Annotated in this window: 6 protein-coding genes; 3 read left to right on the top strand and 3 right to left on the bottom strand. The window is 33.9% G+C overall.

What is annotated here, in order from left to right; translation table 11 throughout:
- Positions 1-21 precede the first annotated feature (21 nt).
- The 3 genes from NU08_RS15250 to NU08_RS15260 all read right to left on the bottom strand — a co-directional run bounded on the left by NU08_RS15250 (position 22) and on the right by NU08_RS15260 (position 2,987).
- Positions 22-699, bottom strand: a complete 678-nt coding sequence (locus NU08_RS15250; RefSeq protein WP_129747998.1) for an SDR family NAD(P)-dependent oxidoreductase — start codon at positions 697-699, stop codon at positions 22-24.
- A gap of 35 nt (positions 700-734) precedes the next feature.
- On the bottom strand, positions 735-1,712 hold the full coding sequence (locus NU08_RS15255) for a M28 family peptidase (protein ID WP_129747999.1): 978 nt from the start codon (positions 1,710-1,712) through the stop codon (positions 735-737).
- 132 nt (positions 1,713-1,844) lie between these two features.
- A complete protein-coding gene (locus NU08_RS15260) occupies positions 1,845-2,987 on the bottom strand; it encodes an acyl-CoA dehydrogenase (protein ID WP_129748000.1) in 1,143 nt (380 codons plus the stop codon).
- A gap of 495 nt (positions 2,988-3,482) precedes the next feature.
- Here NU08_RS15260 and NU08_RS15265 point away from each other — a divergent pair, with 495 nt between their 5' ends.
- From NU08_RS15265 to NU08_RS15275, 3 genes are all read left to right on the top strand, one after another.
- Complete coding sequence (locus NU08_RS15265; protein WP_129748001.1) at positions 3,483-4,058, top strand: chalcone isomerase family protein; 576 nt, start codon at positions 3,483-3,485, stop codon at positions 4,056-4,058.
- Between the two features lie 142 nt (positions 4,059-4,200).
- Positions 4,201-5,427, top strand: coding sequence for a Glu/Leu/Phe/Val dehydrogenase dimerization domain-containing protein (locus tag NU08_RS15270; protein WP_129748002.1), 1,227 nt, complete (start codon positions 4,201-4,203; stop codon positions 5,425-5,427).
- Between the two features lie 339 nt (positions 5,428-5,766).
- Positions 5,767-6,672 (top strand): energy transducer TonB, encoded by a 906-nt coding sequence (locus NU08_RS15275; RefSeq protein WP_129748003.1) that lies wholly within the window; start codon positions 5,767-5,769, stop codon positions 6,670-6,672.
- The last annotated feature ends 143 nt before the right edge of the window (positions 6,673-6,815 follow it).

Genomic DNA, 6,815 nt, shown 5'->3' on the forward strand with positions numbered 1-6,815 from the left:
TAACTCATAATTTATAATTAACTAAGGGTTTGTTGAAGAGACTTCTAAAACTTTTCCGTTAAAATACTTATTTCCGTTAAGCGTAAAATCATAAATATAAGTTGCCATTCCTTCTGCTGAAATTGGCGCTTGATAACCAGGGAAAGCTTCGTTTAGCATTTCGGTTTGAACAGAGCCAAGAGCCAAAACGTTAAAAGAAATTCCTTTTTCTTTATATTCTTCTGCTAGCAATTCAGTTAAAGTTATTACTGCTCCTTTACTAGAACTGTAAGCCGCTAATCCTGCAAATTTCAAACTTCCGCGAACTCCGCCAATAGAACTAATCGTAACAACATGGCTTCCTTTTTCTAAATACGGAATACAGATACGGGTTAAATTCGCCACTGCAAAAACATTCACTTTATAAATACTTTCAAAATCTGCTTGAGTAGTTTCTGCAAAAGGCTTTAAAAGTAAGGCTCCTGCATTATGAACTACTGCATCTACTTTTTTCCAAGTTGAAGAAAGGAAATTTTCAACTTGATCTAAAGCAGTTTCATCTGCCAAATCAACAGATAGACAAGTTATGTTTTTATTTTCTAAAAGTGCTTGCGGTATTTTTCTGGAAATGGCCAAAACTTGATGGCCGGCTTCAGCAAATTTCAAGGCTAATTCATAACCAATTCCTCTGCTTGTTCCTGTAACGATAATATTTTTCATGGAGCAAAAATAATCAAATGCTGTAAAACAGCCTCTTATTTATTCATGGTTATTTCTTGCTTAGGCGAAACCGCAATTTTGGTAACGGCTGGCAATAACTCTTGTGTGAATCTAGTTATATGAGGAATGTCCATTACTTTAAATTCATCTGAAACATGGTGATAAAAATCAAAATTTTCAAAATCAAAAGTACTTAAAGATTGACATGGTTTGCCAAAAGCTTGAAAGAATGAATAATTATCAGAACGGTAGAACAATTGATATTCTGCTTCTTTTGGCAAAAAGCCGATAGTGTTTTTCCCAGTGTATTCATTTATTTTTTGCGCCATATTAGATTTATCGAAACCAGTAATATAAGCTAGGTAATCTCTTTTCATCGGAACACCAATCATTTCAATATTTAATTGGGTATAAAGATTAAAATTCTGTTTTTTCAATTTCTGAACTAAACTTTTAGATCCTAATAATCCTTTTTCTTCGCCAGCAAAAAACGCAATTAAAATGCTTCTCTTATTCGATTTTGTTTCGCTAAAATATTTTGCCATTGCCGCTACAGAAGTCACCCCCGAAGCATCGTCATTTGCACCATTATTTATTTTATCGGCCTGATCTTTTTTCTCAATACCAATATGATCGTAATGCGCACTCAATACCACAAACTCTTTTTTAAGTTCAGGATCAGTTCCTTCAATAACACCAACAATATTAAAAGCTACCGGTTCAAAATTTGTTAACGTATCTCTATAGGTTTTAAAATAAGGTTTGATTTTATTTTTCTTCAAAAAATCTTCCAAGAAAACCGCAGCTTTTTCAATTCCTTTTGTTCCGGTTTCACGACCTTCTAATTCATCAGAAGAAAGGTATTTAAGAAAATCTGAGATTTCATTTTCTTTTACTTTATAGCTGATTTCTATTGGCTTTGAATCTGTTTTTACTTCATTTTCCTTTGTTGTTGAAGTTCCCGATTTACAGGCTAAAAAAATAACTGGAAGCAAAAAGTATAGCTTTCTCATGGTTTTCTGTTTTTTATTGATGATTGATTATATAATTTATTGGAGTATAAACTTATGAAAAGTAATAGAATATTCATAAAAAAACCCTTTCAACTAAAAGCCGAAAGGGTATAAAAAAAATTCTAAGATTATTTATCCAGCAATAACCGCTCTAGAAATTACAATTTTCTGAATTTCAGAAGTTCCTTCATAAATCTGAGTGATTTTTGCATCACGCATTAAACGCTCTACATGATATTCTTTTACATATCCGTTACCTCCGTGAATCTGAACAGCCTCAACCGTTGTATCCATTGCAACTTGCGAAGCAAAAAGCTTAGCCATTGCACCGCTTACGTCATAACTCTTATGCTGATCTTTATCCCAAGCTGCTTTCATACATAAATGACGTGCTGCTTCAATATTAACTGCCATATCTGCCAATTTAAAAGCAATTGCTTGGTGGTTGCAGATTTCAGTTCCAAAAGCTTTACGCTCTTTAGAATATTTTAGAGCCAACTCATAAGCTCCAGAAGCGATTCCTAAAGCTTGAGATGCAATACCAATTCTACCTCCAGCAAGAGTTTTCATCGCAAATTTAAATCCGAAACCATCCTCACCGATTCTGTTTTCTTTTGGAACTTTCACATCAGAAAACATTAAAGAATGCGTATCAGAACCACGGATTCCCATTTTTTGCTCTTTCGGGCCAATTGAAAAACCTGGCATATCTTTGGTCATAATCAAAGCATTAATTCCTTTGTGCTTTAATTCTGGATGAGTCTGTGCAATTACTAAATATACAGATGCAGTATTTCCGTTTGTAATCCAGTTTTTTGTACCATTAACTAAATAATGATCTCCCATATCGATTGCAGTCGTTTTTTGCGAAGTTGCATCACTTCCAGCTTCAGGTTCACTTAAGCAAAATGCACCGTGAATTTCTCCAGACGCTAGACCCGGCAGATATTTTTGTTTTTGCTCTTCAGTTCCATATTCTTGTAATCCCCAGCAAACCAATGAATTGTTTACCGACATTACAACAGAAGCAGAAGCATCAACTTTAGAAATTTCCTCCATTGCAATCACATAAGAAATAGCGTCAAGGCCACTTCCTCCGTATTTAGGATCAACCATCATTCCCATAAATCCAAGCTCACCCATTTTTTTGATTTGCTCACTTGGAAAAATTTGTTTTTCGTCACGTTCAATAACTCCCGGCAATAATTCATTTTGAGCAAAATCTCTTGCTGCCTGCTGAATCATTAAATGTTCTTCGGTAAGATTAAAATCCATAGTAGTTTACTTTAAATGTTTTTCTCAACCAGATTTCAAAACAGATTTCTATAGTTGATGATTTTTTTATGCTTTTTGTGTTTTTTCGATGCCTTATTATTTTGTGCAAAGGCTTCCAAAGATAATTTTTTAATGTTTAAATTACAATGCGCGCATATAAAATTAATAGATCAGCAAAGATTACGATAACGTTTTCGTTATTATTTATATTTTTTTTCAAAAGAGCATCAATTTGACAACAATTTCTCTAAAATTTTTAATTGAAAAATTGGTTCAGAAAGAGTATTTAATTCTAAAAAAAGCCGTTTTTAATCAGTCAGAAAATTAAACAATTCTTAAAATCAGTAAAACTACGTAAACCTACTCTTACTAAATTGATTGCTAATGCAATACAAAAATTAAACATGAAAATTTTAGTAAAAAAACATTTTCAATGTGACCTAAATATTGATAAATTACTATTATTTTTGCCCTAAAAATAAAAAATTGATGAATATGAAAAAGATTTTACTTTTACTGACAATCCTTCTAAGCTTGCAATTTTCTACTGTTTCAGCACAAACTCAAATCGATGTTAATGGCGTTACAGTTCCTAGAAAAATAGAATTTCTAGGCAAGTCATTACAATTAAACGGAGCAGGCGGAAGATCAAAAATGTGGTTAGAAGTTTATGTTCAGGCATTGTATTTATCTCAATTAACTCAAGATCCACAATTCATTATTGACAGTGACACAGAAATGGCTGTGAGAATCGAAATCACTTCTTCTATGGTTTCTTCTAGCAAATTAACAAAAGCAATGAATACAGGTTTTGAAAAATCTGCTGGTGCAAATTTGGAACAATTGCGCCCTAGAATTGAGCAATTAAAGAGCTTTTTAAGCGATGCCATTACAGAAAAAGATGTTTTCATTTTAGCTTACAATCCGTTAGATCAAAATGTTTATGTGAGTAAAAATGAAGTTTTAAAAGGAAAAATTCCTGGATTCGATTTCAAAAAAGCATTATTCGGAATCTGGCTTTCTGATAAACCAGTAGACGAAACTTTGAAAAAACACTTATTAGGACAATAAGTCTTAATTTTTTAAATATTCTGAAAGCCGAAAACCAAATAGTTTTCGGCTTTTATTTTTTGTTTTATAAATTTGATGCAAAATACATTATTCGCATTATTCTATTTTATACATTTACGCAAAATAAACATATCACAACAAAATGAAAGATTTATTACAACAATTTGAAAACAAAGCACCTGAAATTGTTTTCAATTGGAAAGATTCAGAAACAGAAGCCGAAGGGTGGACTGTTATTAATTCACTTCGCGGAGGAGCTGCTGGTGGAGGAACAAGAATGAGAAAAGGCTTAGACATGAATGAAGTTTTGTCTTTAGCAAAAACAATGGAAGTTAAATTCTCTGTTTCTGGTCCTGCAATTGGTGGCGCTAAATCTGGAATAAATTTTGATCCGAACGATCCTCGCAAAAAAGGTGTTTTACAGCGTTGGTACAAAGCGGTTTCTCCTTTATTGAAAAGCTACTACGGAACTGGAGGAGACTTGAATGTTGATGAGATTCACGAAGTAATTCCAATGACAGAAGAATGTGGTGTTTGGCATCCGCAAGAAGGAGTTTTCAACGGACATTTTAAACCTACAGAAGCTGATAAAATTAATAGAATCGGGCAATTGCGTCAAGGTGTAATTAAGGTTATCGAGAACCCAAAATTCTCACCAGACGTAACTAGAAAATATACAGTTGCTGATATGATTACTGGTTTTGGTGTTGCCGAAGCAGTTCGTCATTTTTATGCAACTTATGGTGGAGACATTAAAGATAAAAAAGCAATTGTGCAAGGTTTCGGAAACGTAGGCTCTGCAGCGGCTTTCTATTTAGCTGAAATGGGAGCAAAAGTTATCGGAATTATTGACCGCGATGGCGGATTAATAAAAGAAGAAGGTTTTTCCTTTGAAGAAATCAGAACTTTGTTTTTAAACAAAGACGGAAACAAATTAGTTGCCGACAATATGATTCCGTTTGAGGAAATCAATTCTAAAATCTGGACAATTGGCGCTGAGATTTTCACGCCTTGCGCCGCTTCAAGATTGGTAACTCAAGCTCAAATTGACAGTTTAGTTGCAAACGGATTGGAAGTTATTTCATGTGGAGCAAATGTTCCTTTTGCTGACAAAGAAATTTTCTTTGGTTCTATTATGGAAGAAGTAGACAGCAAAGTAAGTTTGATTCCTGACTTTATTTCAAACTGCGGAATGGCAAGAGTTTTTGCTTACTTCATGGAGAAAAAAGTTCAAATGACAGACGAGGCAATTTTTAATGACACTTCAGAAACTATTAAAAATGCGATCGTTAAAGCGCATGCTTTGAGTTCGTCTAAAACAAATATCAGTGCAACTGCTTTTGAGATTGCATTGAAACAGTTAGTGTAATATATTTTATACTTTAATATATAACGAGCCAGATTTTTATTTGGCTCGTTTTTTTTGTACCCATAGATTTTAACGTAAAGCACGCTAAGATATTTTACAATATCTAAATATTAAGTTCGCAAAGCTGTGTCTATATAAACTTTGTGAACTTTTATCTAAAGATTTCTCAAATTAAACAGATAAAAACTTTGCGTTTCTTTGCGTAAGCCTTTGTGAACTTTGCGTTATAATTAATTTCTAAAAACACTTAATGCGCGATTAAATTCTCCTTTCATTCTAAACAATTTTTACTACTTTTAAACGTTTTTAAAATAATACATTTCAAAATTTAGAATCTAAATGAGTTCGTCTATTTCTTCAGATCAAAAGAAATCATTGCTATTCACAACAGCTATTTATGCAATAATAATTCTATTGCTGTTTTTTATACGTTTCTGGCCTCCATACAATCCAGAAAATAACGTAGCTCTTGCTGATGGTGGCGGAGGTGGCGGTGGCGTAACCATAAATTTTGGAGACAGCGATTTAGGTTCTGGCGCTAATTATAAAAGCGAAGTTCTGGATGTAAAAAACAATGTAAAACAAGCTCCTGCAAAAGCAACTCCAGAAGAAGAATCGATAATTACACAGGAAAACACAACTGCCGATAATGATGTTGTAATTCCGACCAAAGAAAAACCAAAGAAACCTGTTCCAGTAGAAAAACCGATACAAAAACCTGTACCGGAGAAACCAAAAGTTTCTAATTCGACAAACGATGCATTAGCCAGCATTATGAAGGGTTCGAACAAAGGTGGTGACGGAGACGATAAAGCAGCAGGAAATAAAGGAAAATCTAACGGAAGTTTAAACTCTAGCGGTTACTACGGAAGTGGTGGTTCTGGTGGAGGAACTGGTGGCGGTAACGGAACCGGAAATGGCATTGGAACCGGAAGCGGTTACGGAGCAGGAACTGGTGGCGGTTCTGGCGGCGGAACTGGATATTCTTTAGGAAACAGAAAAGCATTATCTAAACCGGCACCAAAATATACTTGTAATGAAGAAGGTAAAGTTGTGGTTGAAGTTAGCGTGGATCAGAACGGAAAAACAATAAGCGCAACAGCTGGAATTAAAGGAACAACAAATACTGCGAAATGTTTACTAGATCAAGCAAGGATTGCCGCAATGAATACCAAATGGGAATCTGATAGTGATGCTCCTGCTAAACAAGTTGGAAAAATTATTTATAATTTTAGTTTGGATTAAAAACACGAATTACACAGATTTAAACTGTTATCATAGAAAAAGGCTTTCAGAAATCTGAAAGCCTTTTTTATTGAGTTTTATTTCGACATACTCACTTCGCCTCGTTTGTCATTTCTGTAAAGGTTAGATAATTCGGTAACAAA

Source organism: Flavobacterium anhuiense, assembly GCF_004151235.1.
In the GTDB taxonomy this organism is placed as follows: domain Bacteria; phylum Bacteroidota; class Bacteroidia; order Flavobacteriales; family Flavobacteriaceae; genus Flavobacterium; species Flavobacterium anhuiense_A.

What these genes read in the sequence shown, in the direction of transcription:
- NU08_RS15250 (WP_129747998.1), bottom strand. Translation starts at nt 699, where the DNA reads ATGAAAAATATTATCGTTACAGGAACAAGCAGAGGAATTGGTTATGAA.
- NU08_RS15255 (WP_129747999.1), bottom strand. Translation starts at nt 1,712, where the DNA reads ATGAGAAAGCTATACTTTTTGCTTCCAGTTATTTTTTTAGCCTGTAAA.
- NU08_RS15260 (WP_129748000.1), bottom strand. Translation starts at nt 2,987, where the DNA reads ATGGATTTTAATCTTACCGAAGAACATTTAATGATTCAGCAGGCAGCA.
- NU08_RS15265 (WP_129748001.1), top strand. Translation starts at nt 3,483, where the DNA reads ATGAAAAAGATTTTACTTTTACTGACAATCCTTCTAAGCTTGCAATTT.
- NU08_RS15270 (WP_129748002.1), top strand. Translation starts at nt 4,201, where the DNA reads ATGAAAGATTTATTACAACAATTTGAAAACAAAGCACCTGAAATTGTT.
- NU08_RS15275 (WP_129748003.1), top strand. Translation starts at nt 5,767, where the DNA reads ATGAGTTCGTCTATTTCTTCAGATCAAAAGAAATCATTGCTATTCACA.